We start from the raw sequence: 16,765 nt of genomic DNA, 5'->3' as shown, positions 1-16,765 counted from the left end.
CGATTGAGGAAGAGGGAATTAGCCGCTCTTCAGCTGAGAACCATGATACTTCATGAGTGCGCACGGAATCCGCACGGCAATATGAATTAGCGACAACTATAGCACCCGATAATCCCAGTTATCGTGCTATTCTCTTTCCAATGACCGCCGAACTCGAGATCGAGCTCCAACCGGCAGGGAACCGGCCCTCGGAGGCATTCCTGATCGACCTGGTGGTCAACGGGGTGACCTCGGAGCACTCGCGGCGCTCCTACAAGACCGGTCTCAAGGCTTTTTTCACCTGGATCAGGCTCTCCGGGGCCGGCCGGGCCTTTACAAAAGCTTTGGTTCAGCAGTACCGGTCCTCACTCCTCGACCAGGGGCTCTCCGCCTCGACCGTCAACCTCCGGCTCTCACCAATCCGCAAGCTCGCCCGCGAGATGGCCGACAACCAGCTGCTCGACCCGGCGCGGCCGCGGCCATCGAGCGTGTGCCCGGGATTGAGAAGCGCGGCAACCGGGCAGGGAACTGGCTGATGAAGGAGCAGGCCAACGATCTCCTCAACGCCCCCAGCCCGAAGACCCTGCCCGGGATTCGCGACCGGGCGGTCCTCGCCCTGCTGCTCGGCTGCGGGCTGCGCCGGGCGGAGCTGCTCCGGATCAATATAGAAGACCTCCAGCAGCGGGAGGGTCGCTGGGTGCTACCCGACATGGCAGGGAAGGGTGGCCGGGTCCGGACCGTGACCGTGCCGGCCGGGGTGAAGAGCCGCATCGACGCCTGGCTTTGCGCTTCCGGGATCAGCCAAGGCCGGCTCTTCCGGCCGGTCACCAAGGCGGGGGTCCTTGCCGGCGAGGAGATCCGGGACGAAAAGGCGGTCTGGCGCCTGGTGATGCGCTATGCCAAGACGAGCGGTCTGGGGAAGCTCGCGCCCCACGACCTGCGTCGCACCTGCGCGAAACTCTGCAGAAAGGCGGGCGGGGAGCTCGAACAGATCCAGCTGCTGCTTGGCCATGCCTCCATCCAAACCACGGAGCGCTATCTCGGCACCGAACAGGCCCTTGCCCATGCCGTCAACGACGCGATCGGCCTCGACATAGCGTGACTGTTTAGATCCTCCAGCGCGAACGACTGAAAATGCCGTACTTGGATCTATAGTGTGGTAGATACAGCAGGATGGTAAAGTAGCGGTATTTGTGCGGAGTTTGCTAGTAAGTGTTTCGGCATTGTGTGTATGCTGAGGTAAGAGGAGGAAACTCATCATGGCGACTGCCGTTGCCCTTCCGAGACCGGATCTTGCTGCTCATCGTGAAGCTCTAACACTCCAGTGGCAGGAGATCGTTAAGCGCCTTATTGATATGATCGGGCGCAAGCTCACGGCCTATATAGCGGGGGTGAAAGATGTTCGAGCGCTCGACCGTTGGATAGCTGGAGTTGAGCCGTACGGAGATGTAGAAGCTCGCCTTCGCTTCGCGTACCAAGTAGCGCGGACATTAATCGAACACGATTCACCTCGGGTCGTTCAGGCATGGTTGACGGGAGTCAATCCTGAGTTGGGAGACAGAGTTCCCCTACGTCTCTTGAAGGAAGGTAATTTGGACGAGATCGCACCTAAGATTCTGGGAGCTGCCAGAGCGTTTATTGCTGGAGCATAGCTGGATGTTGGATACGAAAACGCCCATTACACCGCTCTTTCGGCTTGGGCGAAAACCAGATCCCTGGGATCCGCCTGATTGGTCCCGTGCCCAGCTCGACGGGACTTTTGGAAATCGCTTCGATGATCCGAGAGGGAACTATCGCGTTCTCTACGCTGCCACACAGCGAGTCGCCTGCTTCGTTGAAACGCTTGCGCGATTTCGACCAGATCTCACCCTGATCGCCGAACTGCAAGCAATTGCAGGAGAAGACGACCATGTACCTTTGGGTACCGTACCAAGCGATTGGTACGAGCCCCGCGTGATGGGTGAGGCGGCAGTGACGGGGGCCTATGCTGATCTCTATGGCGCCAGCTGGGTCAGCCATCTACGTCAGGTTCTGGCGAGAGACTGCATTGCATTAGGTCTCCAAGATCTTGACGACTCCGTGCTTCAGCAAGGGGAACCGCGTCGCCTCACCCAGCTGGCCTCGCTGAAGGTGTATGAGACTGGATTCGACGGCATTTATTATCGCTCTCGCTATGGACATGATCTCGAGAACTGGGCTCTTTTTTGAACCGTTTCGGATCAACTCTCGGAGAGCATCTGTTGAAATCCGACCAGATGATGTTGACTTGCACGAGGCGTGCAGACTGCTCGGACTAAGAATCAAAATACATCCGGGAGTTTCCACAAAGAAGCACACACCAGCATTTCCAGCGCCGTGAAGCGTCCAAGGGTGCATGAGGGACGATGGGTATCTGCCGGCAATCAGAGCTGGACCTATGCGGTCACCGACAAAGGATTTGCTGCGGCCGAGTAGAGTGCTTTCCCGAGAGAGAATGACGTTCAAGAGAAAGACATAAACGAATGCAGTTGCTGCGTAGGGTATCCGCGCGGAATCGAAAGTCCGAGAGCAGCCTTGACACAAAAGTCCCCTAAGAAGTGATTCATGAACAAGGACGAAATCGAAGGCGGTACGGAGAAAGCTCGACGACGGGTCCACTATGAGTTTTTGCTACCCCTGTTTGAGGAAGCCGACACTACAATCGCCTACAGCCTGTCATGCATCGCGATTCAACAAGAATTTCCCTTTCGAGGGATGGTAGCCGCTACTTCCTTACTGCCCCCGCGACGCTCAGGGTTGAGGAGAAAGCAGAGTAAAATAGCTCAGGCTGGATATCGCAATACCTTGGTAAATGCCAGGAATGGTCATCCCGTTGAAATGGCGGTTGCTCATCTGTGGGGTGTTTCTCTTAAGTGCGCATACCCCAGGAGCTGCGCAGCAAACTGAGTCGCCACGAGTCATTGACCTGCTCGAGCTTGAACGCGGACCGGCACCTGACTCGACCCAAGGCATGATTCGGCTTGACGTCGAAGCACGAGATAGTTCAGGCCGACCGGTGACAGGCCTTACCCAACGGGATTTTACGCTTCGGGATAACGGTCAGCCTGGGAAGATCGTCTCTTTTCGAGCGTTCGATCGAGCAAGCACAAAGTCTGATTCGTCAATTGAAGGGTTCTGTCGCAATAAGGCGACTTGTTATTCTTTGGACGGACGGAGAGGTGTTGAAGAGCCATGAAGCAGACGATGGAATCCGATGGTGGCAAAGGTATTAAAGCGGTTGCATTATCCACTGGATGTGATTCTGCTTTGTGTTCGCTGGTATAGTGCGTATCCGTTGAGCCTCCGGCATCTGGAGGAAATGATGGCCGAGCGTGGGACTTCTGTCGATCACTCGACCGTGCACCGTTGGGCGATCAAATTGTTGCCAGTCCTGGAGAAGGCGTTCAGGCGCGTCAAGCGCAAGGTGGGGAGGAGTTGGCGGATGGACGAGACCTACATCAAGGTGAAGGGCGAGTGGAAGTATCTATACCGCGCCGTCGATAAGGCAGGCAAGACCGTCGATTTCTTGCTGCGGGCGCATCGCGACAAGGCCGCGGCACGCACGTTCTTTGAACAGGCGATCGAACGGAATGGCGCACCAGAAAAAGTAACCATCGATAAGAGTGGCTCGAATGTGGCGGCTTTGGAAACCATCAACGCCGAACGAGGGAAGCAGATCCTCGTGCGCCAGGCCAAGTATCTAAACAACATCGTTGAGCAAGACCATCGTGGGGTGAAACGTCGAACCAGACCGATGCTCGGCTTCAAGGATGTTCGCTGCGCTCGCATCCTTCTTTCCGGCATTGAACTCATGCGCATGATCAGCAAAGGACAAATGAAAACTGGCCGTAGCGGACAAATCCCTGCACAGCAGTTCTACTCCTTGGCAGCATAAGCAACCCAATCCTATTGGCCTTTCATCGTTCATGCATCCTTATTGCGACAGAACCAATTAAAGTGCTGCCAGTACTCGAGAAAGGAAACTGTCGCAGCACCGGCTTAAGCCGTTGCCATTCGGCATTAAGCTGAGGGTCCATAGTCAAGGCTTCGCCGGGTTGATGGTGATCCAAGAATCGTAAGGCGGAATAACTTGTCTTTGTTTCACAGCGGAAGTGTATTACGCCAAAGTGCCGCGCAAAACGCCAGTAGGCCACCCTTTGGCGTGTCCCGCAAAGGGTAAGTTTCGGGACGTTTTGCGGACCCGTTGAAATCAGGGGGTTGCGCGTCCCAAAATCCAGTCCCGAAATGAAACGTTGAAAAGCGTCTCTCCGGGTGCTACAAACGGGCATGGACAAGACCATCCGCCGCTATACCAGTTTCGACGAGATGAAGGCCGACGAGTATCGGTACTGGCAAAGCCGCCCTGTGCATGAACGGCTGGATGCAGCTGGTGAACTGTCGTCAACGCAATTCGCTTGGAAGGAACCCGCCCGCGATGTTCAGTCAGGACTTCAAAGAACTCTTGTCCGCGTTCAACGAGCACCGCGTTAAATATCTGATCGTCGGAGGCTATGCCGTGGCGGTACATGCACAGCCGCGAGCGACAAAAGACCTCGATCTTTTCGTGCAGCCGGAGCCGGAGAATGCGAAGGCGGTCTATGCGGCTTTGGCTAAATTCGGCGCACCGCTTGATGGCCTCAAGCCCGATGATCTTATTGCCCCCAATTCCTTTTTCCGCATGGGCAATCCCCCACAGATGATCGAAGTACTTCCGCATATTTCCGGCGTCAAGTTTGATGACGCATGGCAGCGCCGCATAGAGGAAGTCATTGACGAGCGTAGCGGCCTCAAGGTGTTCGTAATTTCGGCGGAGGATTTTGTTGTCAATAAGCTGGCGTCTGCGCGGCTTCAAGACCTCGCGGACGTGGACGCCGTTCGTAAGGCGGCAGAGAGCCAGCGGCCAAAGGTAAAAAAACCGCGCTGATATTGCCGAAGGCGGTCCCAAACAGTGAAGTACGGCTATGCGCGTGTATCGACCGACGATCAAACCGGCGCGATGCAGCTTGCCGCGTTGAAGAAGGACGGGTGTAAAAAGATTTTCACCGACAAGGGCATATCCGGCGCGGCCAGCAAGGCCCCTGCCCTGCTCCGCCTGCTCAAGGTGTTGAAGTCCGGCGATAGCATAACGGTCTGGAAGCTGGACCGGCTGGGACGAACGACGCGAAACCTTGTGATCCTGCTCGACGACCTAAAACAGCGCGGCGTGAAATTCAAATCACTAACGCAGGCCATCGACACCGAAACACCGGGGGGCCGCGCCATGTGGCAACTGCTGGCCGTTTTTGCCGAGATGGAGCATAGCTTGATCCGCGAGAGGACCACTGCCGGGATCGCGGATGCGAGATCGCGAGGCGTGAAATTTGGTCACAAGCCCAAGCTCACGCGACAGCACATCGAGCAGGCCCGGAAGCTGATAGCGGCAGGCGAACGGCCAGAGGATGTAGCCGACAGTTTTCATGTGGGCCGGTCCACCCTTTATCGAGACTTGCAGGAGAAAATAACTAACTGAAGGGACCACACCACATATGACCGTGACAACGCTAACACCCGTCGAGCGCTTGCAGCTCATCAACCAGTACCGGATTCTGGAAAAGCTCGATCCAGAGGGGGCCGACGAATATGCCGCCGACCGCGAAATTATCGCGCGTGGCTACACGGCCCAATATCACACGGTGTTTACCGACGTGTGGGACGAAATGAGCGTTGAAGAATGCACCTATGTGTACGACGTTCTCGATATGCACCGTATTCTGATCAACAGCTTCAATCACCTTGCAGATAAGGCTGGCCTTACGCTCGACGATGTCAAGTTCGAGGGTTTCGATCTCAACAGCGAAGGCAAGCGCTACGGCTTCGCGGAGCATTTGCAGAAGCAAGGAAAATGGAAAGAAACGCTGCCGGACTATTTGAACAGCCACACTGAAATGACCGCTTTCAAACAACGTCGTATGCTTGATAATTTTCAGCCGATCCGCCAACAGATCGCCAATTCCATGTCGGGAAACTGGCAGTTAACCGCCGACCAAATCAGAAAAATCATTTCGTGAACCTTTACCGAGAGCGTGAGGCATAAGTTTCCGTGCCTCACCGGCTACACTCTTGGAGATGCACCCGGCTAGGTTCTGTCGCAATAAGGATGCATGAACGATGAAAGGCCAATAGGATTGGGTTGCTTATGCTGCCAAGGAGTAGAACTGCTGTGCAGGGATTTGTCCGCTACGGCCAGTTTTCATTTGTCCTTTGCTGATCATGCGCATGAGTTCAATGCCGGAAAGAAGGATGCGAGCGCAGCGAACATCCTTGAAGCCGAGCATCGGTCTGGTTCGACGTTTCACCCCACGATGGTCTTGCTCAACGATGTTGTTTAGATACTTGGCCTGGCGCACGAGGATCTGCTTCCCTCGTTCGGCGTTGATGGTTTCCAAAGCCGCCACATTCGAGCCACTCTTATCGATGGTTACTTTTTCTGGTGCGCCATTCCGTTCGATCGCCTGTTCAAAGAACGTGCGTGCCGCGGCCTTGTCGCGATGCGCCCGCAGCAAGAAATCGACGGTCTTGCCTGCCTTATCGACGGCGCGGTATAGATACTTCCACTCGCCCTTCACCTTGATGTAGGTCTCGTCCATCCGCCAACTCCTCCCCACCTTGCGCTTGACGCGCCTGAACGCCTTCTCCAGGACTGGCAACAATTTGATCGCCCAACGGTGCACGGTCGAGTGATCGACAGAAGTCCCACGCTCGGCCATCATTTCCTCCAGATGCCGGAGGCTCAACGGATACGCACTATACCAGCGAACACAAAGCAGAATCACATCCAGTGGATAATGCAACCGCTTTAATACCTTTGCCACCATCGGATTCATCGTCTGCTTCATGGCTCTTCAACACCTCTCCGTCCGTCCAAAGAATAACAAGTCGCCTTATTGCGACAGAACCTGGTGACGGGGGATAAGAACCTCTCATATCAGCAAAATCTGACGGGCCGCAAGCTGGCGCTAGTCGTACTGGAAGAAACCGATTGGAACATCCTTAAACACGAAGCCGCGCCGGTGAGTGCTGCGCTCGATGCAGCCATGCCCGGAAGTTTTCAAGAGGTAACATTCCATCGCCGCCGCCCACGCGGCTCTGGTCGAAAACGCGATTGCTAGGGTCGGCGGTTGGCTTCGCGGACCCGGTGCTCCGGAAGCACTTGTCTCCGCTCGGCTGGGAGCACATCAACCTTACCGGTGACTACCAGTGGCGAAACACTGCAAGACTCGGCAAAGCAAACTCAGCCTTTGCGTCAGCCGTAACGTACGATGGTATCCGTGAGCGTGGTCGGGGTGCTAAGGTCGTGAAATCCAAAGGCTATGCGTTCAACATACCAATTTCCCACCCCGGAGAACTGAGAACGGCATGGAAGATCACTCGCCAGGAGAAACGAAAGAGAATCCCATTGCACCCAGTACTTCCCAAGGCAAACTCCCACCCCTCATAGACGCACAAAAAGGCGGAGAACACGTAGGCTGCGGTGCAGACACAAGTTGCACCGAGGCTCCAGCGAGATCCAAATGGCGAAGGTTTTGGGCTTGGGCGTGGCCGATGGATTTTTCGGATGCGGTAATGATCCTCCTCACAGTCTTCATTGCCCTTGGCACCATTGCGAGTGCCATCGCTGTTGGATTTCAGTGGTACGAGATGCATACTGGCGGAGCAGATACTAAGGCTATAGCTGAGGCTGCGCAAAAGCAGGCTTGTGCCGCCCATCAGATTGCCGAAGCTTCCCAGAGAAACGCCACAGCTGCGGAAGAATTCGCAACCAGTGCCGGCCTGATCAATCGTGGAGTAGAGGACGCTGTCAAGAAATTGCAACTCCAGGCCGATCAAGCGAGCCGATCTGCTGATGCCACCAAATCTGCCGCCGACACAGCCAGGGGAAACACTCAGGAAAAGTCAGCGACCCTGGGTGAATGCCGAATCATTTGTCCCAACGACCTTTACACTTCCGCCTGACGGTAGATTTGCCGTTGATGGCGATTTGGTGATCAAGAATACAGGGGTATCTGTCGCCACTGACGGCTGGGTCATGATGGTTGCCGTACCCACTGCCACAAGTTGGCTAACCAAGAACTGGGACCAGGCATGTGAAATAGACGACCAGCAGATACTCGCATCTCACACATCGGCAGCGAAGGGTCTTGGGGATACTTGGCCAATTGGATTTGTTCTCGCCCCCAGCCAAGAGACGCGAATGAGAATGGCGATGGGAGATGTCCATGGATTGATCGAAGCGCAGATTACAGGAGCATTGCCCCACGCCACTTCTGAGCAAGATCCTCGAAGTGGGCAATTCTATCTGCTTGGCTGCGCCCGTTACAAAGACCAGTTTGGAACGGGCCACACGACACGATTCTGTTTCGCATACCTTAATGACAGACTGAGTCCATCTGGTTTCTATGTTTGCAATGGTTTGGAATCTGCTGATTAAGAAATTTCGCCCCAACCAAGCACAATCCCTGATACCTAGCCACCACATTGGCGATCTCGCTGTACGTGACGTTCAGCTGGGCGATGTCTGTTGTTATCTGCGCAGCTTCCACGTGATCACAAAATCGTGGAGGGACGAACTCGGCCCTTGAAACATGAGATCAGTATATAGCGAAGAAAAAGCGAACACGCTATGGAATTCGAGCCGAGCGTAGTCCGCGGTTGGGCGATACCTTCACAATCATCCGCTAGCTAGTCAGGAAATATGCAGTAGGTTACTAGTGATTACCTGAGTAATAAAATCAGGGTAACTTCCACTAAAGTGGTATAGGCACGAACTCGCGCCTTGCGCTACGTTTGCGCTGTTGGATTTCGCTGCCTTCCATTGAGCTTCCCCAATCCTAAACAGCCTGACTACCGGGCCATCGCCTCTCCAGGAGGAATTGTGAACACATGCCTGTCTTGCACTCGAAGTGTGCTTGTTCTTTTCCTAGTCGCTTCGGTGTCTGGGCATCTAGCCGTTGGCGCCTCCGGCACAAGCGCAGCCAGTGCTCTTGCCGAGCTGAAGCAGGCCTTCTCCCAGGGTAAATCGGTCACCAGCGTTGAACTCTCCGGAAACGCGAAGTGGTATGCGGGAAGCCTGGAGGACTCCGGTCCAGTGACCTTAACTGCTGCTTCCTCGGGGGCCGCTCAGATGCAACTGTCGCTTTCTTCTCTAGGCAGCAGGACTGAGTCTCAGACCGGCTTGGGTTCTGCGATGGCCTGCTCGTGGTCTGGATCCAACGGAGATTTGCACGATAGCAACCTGAACAACTGTTGGAAACCAGTGATTTGGTTCCTCCCGGCACTGTCGCTTCAATTAGGGCTGATGCCGTCAAGTCTGGGCATAGCGGACTTCGGTACGGGAATCGTCGGATCCGGTACCTTTCATCATCTTCAAAGCCAATTGGTCTTTGGTGACACGCCAATGAGCATCACGACCGAAGCAATGAAAGCCAGCACCACCGACATTGGTCTAGACTCCATCTCCTCTTTGCCTGCGGTCATCGCCTATAAAGTTCAGCCCGACACGGGTTCTCAAACCCCGATTGCTATCCAGGTTCATTACTCAAACTACAAGTTGGTGAATGGAGTTCAGATTCCTTACACGATCAAGCGATTCGTGAATGGGAAGCTGCAGCTTGAGATTTCTGTCAATCGCACTCAGATCCAATAAAGCCAAATTACTTCTGCACACTTGGATGGTTTTAATGATTCGCAAGGCCTTGCTTCTGCTCGTGGTTGTTTTCAGCCTGATCCCTGCCTGGTCGCAAGTGACGACTGGCCTCTATCCCTACGGCTCGTTCGATAATCTCGGGTTCGACTCCATCGACCGGGGCAGCTTAAATGTGCACTTCTTAATTCCCATCGTGAATAAATCCGGCCGTGGCGTGCCCTTTTATTACAACCTCTCTCATGAGGGTCTTGTTTGGACGCCAACGGTCGTCAACGATGTGAGCACTTGGTCGCCTGCTCAGTCGTTCGGGTGGCAGGCTGATACAGACGCGGCGGTTGGATATATAAGTTACTCTTACTTATCGGGTGCTATTGGCGATACGTGTACGTTTTTCACTTATTCAAACGTGGTTTATCACGATCCGTTTGGCGCTAATCATGCATTTTCGGGTGCTATTCGGTCGGAAACCTGCCCCAGCGGAATAACGACTTCTGGAAACATCGGGGGAGCCATCGATGGGTCCGGCTATCGGCTCGCCAAGAATGCAAGTGGCTTGAGTATCCCCCAAGGACCTGTTCTCGATAGGAAGGGAAATACATTTGCAGTGCCGGTAGCGCCCTCAGGTCCCGCTTCAGTGAGCGATACGAACGGCAACCAAGTGACGGCCAGCAAGAGCGGTGCTTTCACTGATACCACCGGAGCACAAGTTCTTACTATTACCGGTAGCGGTACTGCCTCTTCCCCGAAGGTGTTCTCGTATCCTACCTATGGTACGAATCCAAACGGCACTAGCCCGCCTTCAGCAAGCGCGACCATCTATTACAAGACATATCAAGTGCAGACGGCATTTGGATGCAGTGGTCCGGGAGAGTACAACCTGTCAGCAGACCTTGTTGACCACATCACCCTTGGGGACGCCAGCACTTACAAGTTCACCTATGAACCGACGCCGGGCCATAGCGCGAACGTCACCGGACGCTTGGCATCGATTACCCTGCCGGCGGGTGGGATTATCTCCTACGCCTATACGGGCGCTAATAACGGAATTAACTGCGCGGACGGCACGCCGACCGGTATTACCCGCACCACTAGTGACGGAAGTCGCGTCTACGTACGTAGCCTGATAACCAGCAACACCAGCCGAACCGATATCACCGACGGCTACGGGAATCATTCTGCCTTTAACTTCGTGACCTCTGGGTCGCCGACCTCCTTCTATGAGACCCATCAGACAGTCTATGACGGCGCAATCAACGGTTTACCACGAGAAGAGCTCTTGAACTGCTACAACGGTGCTGCAACGCAACAATGCGCCACGGCCGCTCTGACCCTGCCAATTACGAAAATTGACACCTATGAGAACTTGGATGGGATCCAGCACGGCTGGACTTCTACTTACAACCAGTTTGGCCTTCAGACGGAACTCGACAGCTATGATTTCGGCGGAGCCAGTCGGGGAGCGCTGTTGCGGAAGGAGGTGTGGACTTATCCCGCGTCTGGCATTGCGAGTCTGTTAGCGTCGGATACCGTCACCGATGGAAGCGGAAACCAACTCAGTCGGACCTCCTACCTGTACGATGAGACGACGGGAACAGGACATGCTGCTCTATCGCAAACTTCGGGACTTCCCCAACGTGGAGGCCTGATCGGTGCTCAGCGAGGAAATGTCACTACGATCACTCAATCGAACAGCTCGACGCCGCTAACCACTGAGCTGTCCTATGAGGACACCGGGAACCCTTTGAGTGTGACTACGCAGAACGGAACATCGACCTTCAGCTACGATCCCCCACACACTGGCTTCTTGAATAGGGTCACCCCGCCAACCCCGACGAGCGGGGTGTCTCTTTATACTGGCTCAAGTTACGACGCAGCCACTGGAGTTCTGTTAACGACCACCGATCTTAGCTCACAGGTGACAACCTATAAGACATACGATGCGTTGCTGCGGCCGCTGGAGATCGACAATCCCGGCGACGGGGCAACGTATAACTTTTACTCGCCGGGCCACAGCAGCGTGTCAAAGACGCTGAGCGCCACGGAAACGGCTGAAACCGTGATCTTCTACGACGGCTATGGGCGTCCAAACCGGCGAGCCATTATGAATGGCCAGAGCGCTAATCCCTGGTATCTCCAGGATACTTGCTATGACGCAAATGGGAACGTAGGCTCCGTGTCCTACCCATATCAGGGCTCCGAATTCCAGGCTCCGCCCAAGTGCGGCGGGGGTGGGGCGGACGATGTCTATGCGTACGACTCACTAGGAAGAGTCACGCAGATTACCCACTGGGATAGTAACGACCTTATTCGGTACACTTATGCCGGACGAGCCACTCTGGCGACCGATGAAAATGGTGTCAGCCGCATCACCCAGGTCGATGGATTGGGCCGGGTCACGTCGGCCTGCGAGGTCTCCTCTTCCACACTAGAGGGGGTTGCTCCGGTTGCCTGCGGCCAGGATATCCCCGCCACGGGCTTTCTGACCTCCTACTCCTACCCCACGGCTGCGGGGGCAATCAAGTGACAATGGTCGCCCAAGGCTCGCAGACCCGCACATTCATTACCGATTCCCTGGGTCGCCCTGTGTCGGTCACCGAGCCGGAGCGAGGCGCGACAAATTATCAGTATGCCTACAACGCTACGGGACTCAAGGTAACCCGAACTCGACCAGAAGCGAACCAAACCAACCCGGCCATCCTCACAACGACGACGACCCAGTATGATGCACTTGGACGGGTGGTTTCTGTTGGTACGTGGACAACGGTGTTCCATCCGCATCTACATCAAACAAGAGTTTCGTTTACGACACGATTTGCTGCACGACGAACAATCTGCAGTACGTTAGGGGCCGGCTGGCCGTCATGGGAGCCTTTGTCGGAACGGCAACTACGAATCATCCTGCCGCTTCAGAGTTCAGCTATAACGTGAGGGGCCAGATAGTGAATATGTGGAACTGTGCTCCGTCGACGTGTGGCACGGCGAAGCAGGAGTCGCGTCCGCTGGGCTTTACCTACGATTGGGCGGGTAACCTGACCTCCGAAGGAGACGCTGTCAGTGGACAAGTCGCCTACACTCGCTCCCCGGCCGGCGAGGTGACCTCGATCAACAACAACAGCTATAACCTGACCGGTGGAACCGGCGGATCGACACCCATCGCCTCAAACATCATCAATGGACCAAACGGCCCGGTCAGCTACACTTTAGGTAACGGCCTTAATCTCTACAAAGGCTACGACTTCATGGGGCGGCCAGACGGGCAGTGGCTGTGCAGAGGAGGCCCGGCGGCCGCATACTGTGCCAGCGGGGGACACAAGCCTTCGGTCAGGGCGAGACCATCAAGGGCTCGCAGGTCTCCTACGTGGGCGATACCGTTCTGGGTCTCTCTACCAATTACTCCTATGACGAGTTCAACCGGCTCAGCGCCCGTACCGTGACGAATGGAGTCGCCAATCAGAACTACACCTACAGCTATGACCGGTATGGCAACCGATGGTCGCAAAACGGCGCACCTTCCTTCAGCGCCTCCTTCGACGCGACGAGTAACAAAATCAATAGCGGCGGCTATACTTACGACGCGGCCGGTAACATGACCAGAGACGGGTATCATAGCTACACTTACGACGCGGAGGGCAACATCGTGAGCGTCGATGGCGGCTCAACCGCGTCCTACACCTACGACGCACTGAACCGAAGGGTGAGCGTGGCTACTCCCGCTGGAACCAGTGAATATTCTTACGACTATGCGGGAAGGCGCATCTCCACCTGGAATGCAGCCACGAACAATGGTACCGATGGCCGCATGTATTGGGATGGGCAACAGATCGCCTTTCGTTCCTCTGACAACGCTACCTACTTCGAGAACCAGGATTATATCGGCACCGAGCGCATCCGGACTGACCATAACGGCACGACGTCTGCAACCTACAAGTCTCTGCCCTGGGGTGATGGCTACGTGGCCAGTATCCTCAATAGCGAGGCCGATGTAGACAACTTTCACTTCGCTGACATGGAGCAGGACAGCAACGACGCCGGCGCACCTATGTCCGAACACGCTCAGTTCCGCAACTATTCCTTCTACCAGGGACGTTGGCTCTCGCCTGACCCTTACGACGGGTCGTACGATATCCCCAATCCGCAGAGCCTTAACCGATATGCCTATGTGCTGAATAATCCGCTGAGCTTCTTCGATCCAGCCGGCCTGCAAGACGGCGATCCAAGTCACCCGAACTGTGATGATGATGACACGGTTTGCGTTAATGGGGGTGGTGGCTTCTATGGCGGTGGCGATGGCGGAGATGGTGGAGCTAGTGGCCACGGCGGCTCCGGAAGCGGTTCAGCCCCAAATAACGACTGCACAGATAACGCAGTTAACCAAGTTGGTGGAAATCTGCAGCAAAATATACAGGTTTCAAAAGTGCTTAATGCCATGTTCTGGACTGCTGCCCCAGTGGAGCAGTGAATGCATTGGCAATATATTTTGGTTTAGTGCACACCGGCGGACCATGGGACTTCAAGAATTCTTCTGGCCCTGGAACGCACGACCAACGCGTCGCCGCTGGGAACGTGAACTACGGTGCAACATGCTTTATTGGTGACGAAGCATGTCAATATGCCGCTGGTCTATACGGCAAACTCAGCGGCAACCCAGGAACGGCAGCTACACACTTTGATATTCCATCGGACAATCAACAGATTCAACAAGGGCAAGCTATCAAAAAAAGAAAGGCTGCTGAGCAGAGCAACGCAATGACTGCGACTCGTCAAGCGAAGAGGCTACTCTCCTTCGTACTGCTTCTTATCGCAATTCCCCTAAGCACGATCGCAGTTGGTGGCTGTGACTCTGCCGACTATACGGTCGTGAGGGAAGTCAAATCGCCTGATAGCGCAATCTCTGCACTACTTGTACAACGCCGCGGCCACGACTCTCTTTCCTCGGATGTGTTTTATGTTGTCTTGGTAGATCATCACCACGACCCAACCGACCTACCTAAAGCAATACACGATAAGCCAATTCTCGTCGCTACACACGGCCATGACGTGGAACTTCAATGGATTAGCACCGGTCGCATTAACGTGGTATGTGCAAACTGCGGAATTCAGAAGATAGATGTGATTGAAAAGAGAGATAAATGGGATTCCATTGATGTACATTTGTCGGACTCCCGCAAGGAACTGCGACGACGACCTAGAAGTAGTGCCCCAAGTAACTTCCAGCGAATGCCTCTTCCGTAAAACCATCTGAATTGCACCACGAGCACTGGGGCTAGCTTCCCCGCTCCGCCAGGATTCAGCGTCAGCAATATAGCCGCAAACGGAGCGACCAATGGGCTGTCAGGGGCGGGAGCCGCTGTTGGGCAAGGTGGATACTATGACTTCCAGCGTTTCCAGGTAGGTTCCGTCACGCAATTCTTCTCTGGATACACACCGGTAGCCAATGTCGCAGTAGGAGCCTACGTTCAAGGGACGGAGCGCCACAATGGGTGGCCAGCTTAATCTCGAACACTTACGCCTTCTTCAAATCCTCAAACGGAGCCACTGCTCAGCAGGCGCAGTTTAGAAATTTGGGCTTCTCTGGCTGCTGGAAAGGGGACATACTCATGTCAACCATCAATACCCTAGATCGCTCATCAGGCAGTTCCGCGAGGCCCCTAGACATCGCGTTCATGGCCATAACGTAGTCGGCATCGGGCTTTACCTTCGACTTGCATCTCGCGGCTGGCGAATACCGCAGGAGCATGGGATGGTTCCTATCGCCGGGGAGCCCTTCGTCTGGGCTCTAGCTCTGCCGGCGCTGGGAGTTTTTTCGTGGCCGATCTTGTATGGGGAGGCTTGCTCTTACGCGGTGGAGGGTCCAAGAGAAGGCTCTGGTGGCTCGTCACTGCGGCGGTGATGGCTACTTGCCATCGTTGTAGACTTTCTCCCGTCACTGATCGGCAAGCCGCTCCCCAAATGGTGTCTTCGCAGCAAGGCCGTCTCTTCGGGGGCGGCCTTGCCCCAAATGTATTCGGCCACCCTGGCCGGCCGCCTGCTGAATGCTGACACCTGTCTTTACACACCTGACCCCCCGATGAGCACTTCATCCTCGATCAGCATCCGGCTCACCCGCTGCAGGTGACTATTGCCGCATTTTTCAGGGCACGGATTCAAGTTCTCGAGTGTCATCGGAGATACTTCGGACATGGTCGCTGGGGTCGCGCCAGGTTTTGACCTGGAGCCTGTTTTCTATCGGGGCCGATTTCAGGCGGTTTAACTTTTTCTGGTCCGTTAGCCGTATGCTCATTCGCATAGAGACAACATCAGGCCAGCTCCTTCCTCCTATGGACTCATTGACTGAGATCGTATAATGGTATCTGTTACAGCATGAGCCGCTTGGCCAGCTGTGTCTTCAGATAGTCCGAGGGGCCTGGCCTCTGAATTCTCATTGGACGATTATGAGCAATAACTTTACATTCCGCAAACGGAGGTGAATTTGGGCTATCTGGCCTTACTACCGCCATGGCCCTGAGTGAAGCATGTAAAAGGCGTATGATCCGTCGAGGGCATTGCCTCACCTGTAAGCCGCGCGTCAAGAAGATCCGTTTCGTAAACAAGCTGTTCGACATCTTCGCTGTCGCTGCCCTGATCGAGCGTCGCACCGAGTGAATGCGACCTGTGAAGTTAATGAACAGAGCCTTATCGCGACAGAACCTCCTAACGCACATGCCACACATACAACGGCGTTTTTGTGCCAAGCTCGATGGATGACAATGGCTCCTGGCCCCAGACGTTCAAAGAATTCCTGGCCCGATCAGTGGCCGCATTGAGCATTGAAAGAAGGTACTGGTACACACCTCCAAAGGAATTAGAGCTGCAGATAAAATGGCAATCTTGGAAGGGCTTAGATTCCCACATTCAGCCAGCAGAAAATTCCGAACCCAGCGAAACCATTGTCCGCATTGATTTACCTGCAGCGCACGTGACCCTTGAAGCAGCGCCTTCGGTCCGTTTTCATCCCTGCTTCCAATTCCAAGCCCCGGCCGAATCAAATATTCAGGAAGAATAGCTATCGGTCGCCAGCGGTTAGAGATCGTCAAGCCGTGCCAACGG

16 protein-coding genes are annotated in these 16,765 nt (G+C 54.9%); 15 read left to right on the top strand and 1 reads right to left on the bottom strand.

The window, feature by feature from the left end; genetic code table 11:
- Positions 1–56 precede the first annotated feature (56 nt).
- From ACPOL_RS35270 to ACPOL_RS31420, 8 genes are all read left to right on the top strand, one after another.
- Complete coding sequence (locus ACPOL_RS35270; protein WP_236657636.1) at positions 57–515, top strand: site-specific integrase; 459 nt, start codon at positions 57–59, stop codon at positions 513–515.
- The gene (locus ACPOL_RS35265; protein WP_236657635.1) at positions 515–1,081 is read left to right on the top strand and encodes a tyrosine-type recombinase/integrase; all 567 of its coding nucleotides are present in this window, start codon (positions 515–517) and stop codon (positions 1,079–1,081) included. Before ACPOL_RS35270 ends, ACPOL_RS35265 begins: the two co-directional genes overlap by 1 nt.
- A 157-nt stretch (positions 1,082–1,238) precedes the next feature.
- Positions 1,239–1,631, top strand: a complete 393-nt coding sequence (locus ACPOL_RS31450; RefSeq protein WP_114211322.1) for a DUF2384 domain-containing protein — start codon at positions 1,239–1,241, stop codon at positions 1,629–1,631.
- 4 nt (positions 1,632–1,635) lie between these two features.
- Positions 1,636–2,187, top strand: coding sequence for an RES family NAD+ phosphorylase (locus ACPOL_RS31445; protein WP_114211321.1), 552 nt, complete (start codon positions 1,636–1,638; stop codon positions 2,185–2,187).
- A gap of 1,024 nt (positions 2,188–3,211) precedes the next feature.
- Positions 3,212–3,892: an IS6 family transposase gene (locus ACPOL_RS31435; protein WP_114211319.1), complete on the top strand. Its 681-nt coding sequence runs from the start codon at positions 3,212–3,214 to the stop codon at positions 3,890–3,892.
- Positions 3,893–4,432: 540 nt separating this feature from the next.
- On the top strand, positions 4,433–4,921 hold the full coding sequence (locus tag ACPOL_RS31430) for a nucleotidyltransferase (protein WP_114211482.1): 489 nt from the start codon (positions 4,433–4,435) through the stop codon (positions 4,919–4,921).
- Between the two features lie 24 nt (positions 4,922–4,945).
- Positions 4,946–5,506, top strand: coding sequence for a recombinase family protein (locus ACPOL_RS31425; RefSeq protein WP_114211318.1), 561 nt, complete (start codon positions 4,946–4,948; stop codon positions 5,504–5,506).
- A gap of 16 nt (positions 5,507–5,522) precedes the next feature.
- Positions 5,523–6,044 carry a YfbU family protein gene (locus ACPOL_RS31420; RefSeq protein WP_114211317.1) on the top strand — a complete coding sequence of 174 codons (522 nt, stop codon included), beginning with the start codon at positions 5,523–5,525 and terminating at the stop codon, positions 6,042–6,044.
- A 126-nt stretch (positions 6,045–6,170) separates the two neighbouring features.
- Here ACPOL_RS31420 and ACPOL_RS31415 read toward each other — a convergent pair whose 3' ends face one another.
- On the bottom strand, positions 6,171–6,872 hold the full coding sequence (locus ACPOL_RS31415; protein WP_201759355.1) for an IS6 family transposase: 702 nt from the start codon (positions 6,870–6,872) through the stop codon (positions 6,171–6,173).
- 48 nt (positions 6,873–6,920) lie between these two features.
- Between ACPOL_RS31415 and ACPOL_RS31410 the strand changes: the two genes are divergently transcribed.
- The 7 genes from ACPOL_RS31410 (at position 6,921) to ACPOL_RS31365 (ending at position 14,911) form a co-directional block, all read left to right on the top strand.
- On the top strand, positions 6,921–7,145 hold the full coding sequence (locus ACPOL_RS31410) for a hypothetical protein (protein ID WP_114211316.1): 225 nt from the start codon (positions 6,921–6,923) through the stop codon (positions 7,143–7,145).
- Positions 7,146–7,599: 454 nt separating this feature from the next.
- Positions 7,600–7,989 (top strand): hypothetical protein, encoded by a 390-nt coding sequence (locus ACPOL_RS31400; RefSeq protein ID WP_150133216.1) that lies wholly within the window; start codon positions 7,600–7,602, stop codon positions 7,987–7,989.
- Positions 7,990–8,908: 919 nt separating this feature from the next.
- On the top strand, positions 8,909–9,679 hold the full coding sequence (locus ACPOL_RS31385; RefSeq protein ID WP_150133215.1) for a hypothetical protein: 771 nt from the start codon (positions 8,909–8,911) through the stop codon (positions 9,677–9,679).
- A gap of 34 nt (positions 9,680–9,713) precedes the next feature.
- Positions 9,714–12,203 carry an RHS repeat domain-containing protein gene (locus ACPOL_RS31380; RefSeq protein ID WP_114211311.1) on the top strand — a complete coding sequence of 830 codons (2,490 nt, stop codon included), beginning with the start codon at positions 9,714–9,716 and terminating at the stop codon, positions 12,201–12,203.
- A 229-nt stretch (positions 12,204–12,432) separates the two neighbouring features.
- Complete coding sequence (locus ACPOL_RS33315) at positions 12,433–13,113, top strand: hypothetical protein (RefSeq protein WP_236657634.1); 681 nt, start codon at positions 12,433–12,435, stop codon at positions 13,111–13,113.
- Positions 13,038–14,138 (top strand): RHS repeat-associated core domain-containing protein, encoded by a 1,101-nt coding sequence (locus tag ACPOL_RS31370; RefSeq protein WP_150133212.1) that lies wholly within the window; start codon positions 13,038–13,040, stop codon positions 14,136–14,138. Before ACPOL_RS33315 ends, ACPOL_RS31370 begins: the two co-directional genes overlap by 76 nt.
- Positions 14,135–14,911, top strand: a complete 777-nt coding sequence (locus tag ACPOL_RS31365) for a hypothetical protein (protein ID WP_114211308.1) — start codon at positions 14,135–14,137, stop codon at positions 14,909–14,911. Before ACPOL_RS31370 ends, ACPOL_RS31365 begins: the two co-directional genes overlap by 4 nt.
- Positions 14,912–16,765: the final 1,854 nt, after the last annotated feature.

This window comes from Acidisarcina polymorpha (genome assembly GCF_003330725.1).
Classification (GTDB): domain Bacteria; phylum Acidobacteriota; class Terriglobia; order Terriglobales; family Acidobacteriaceae; genus Acidisarcina; species Acidisarcina polymorpha.
This window is presented reverse-complemented; position numbering and strand designations above follow the sequence as displayed.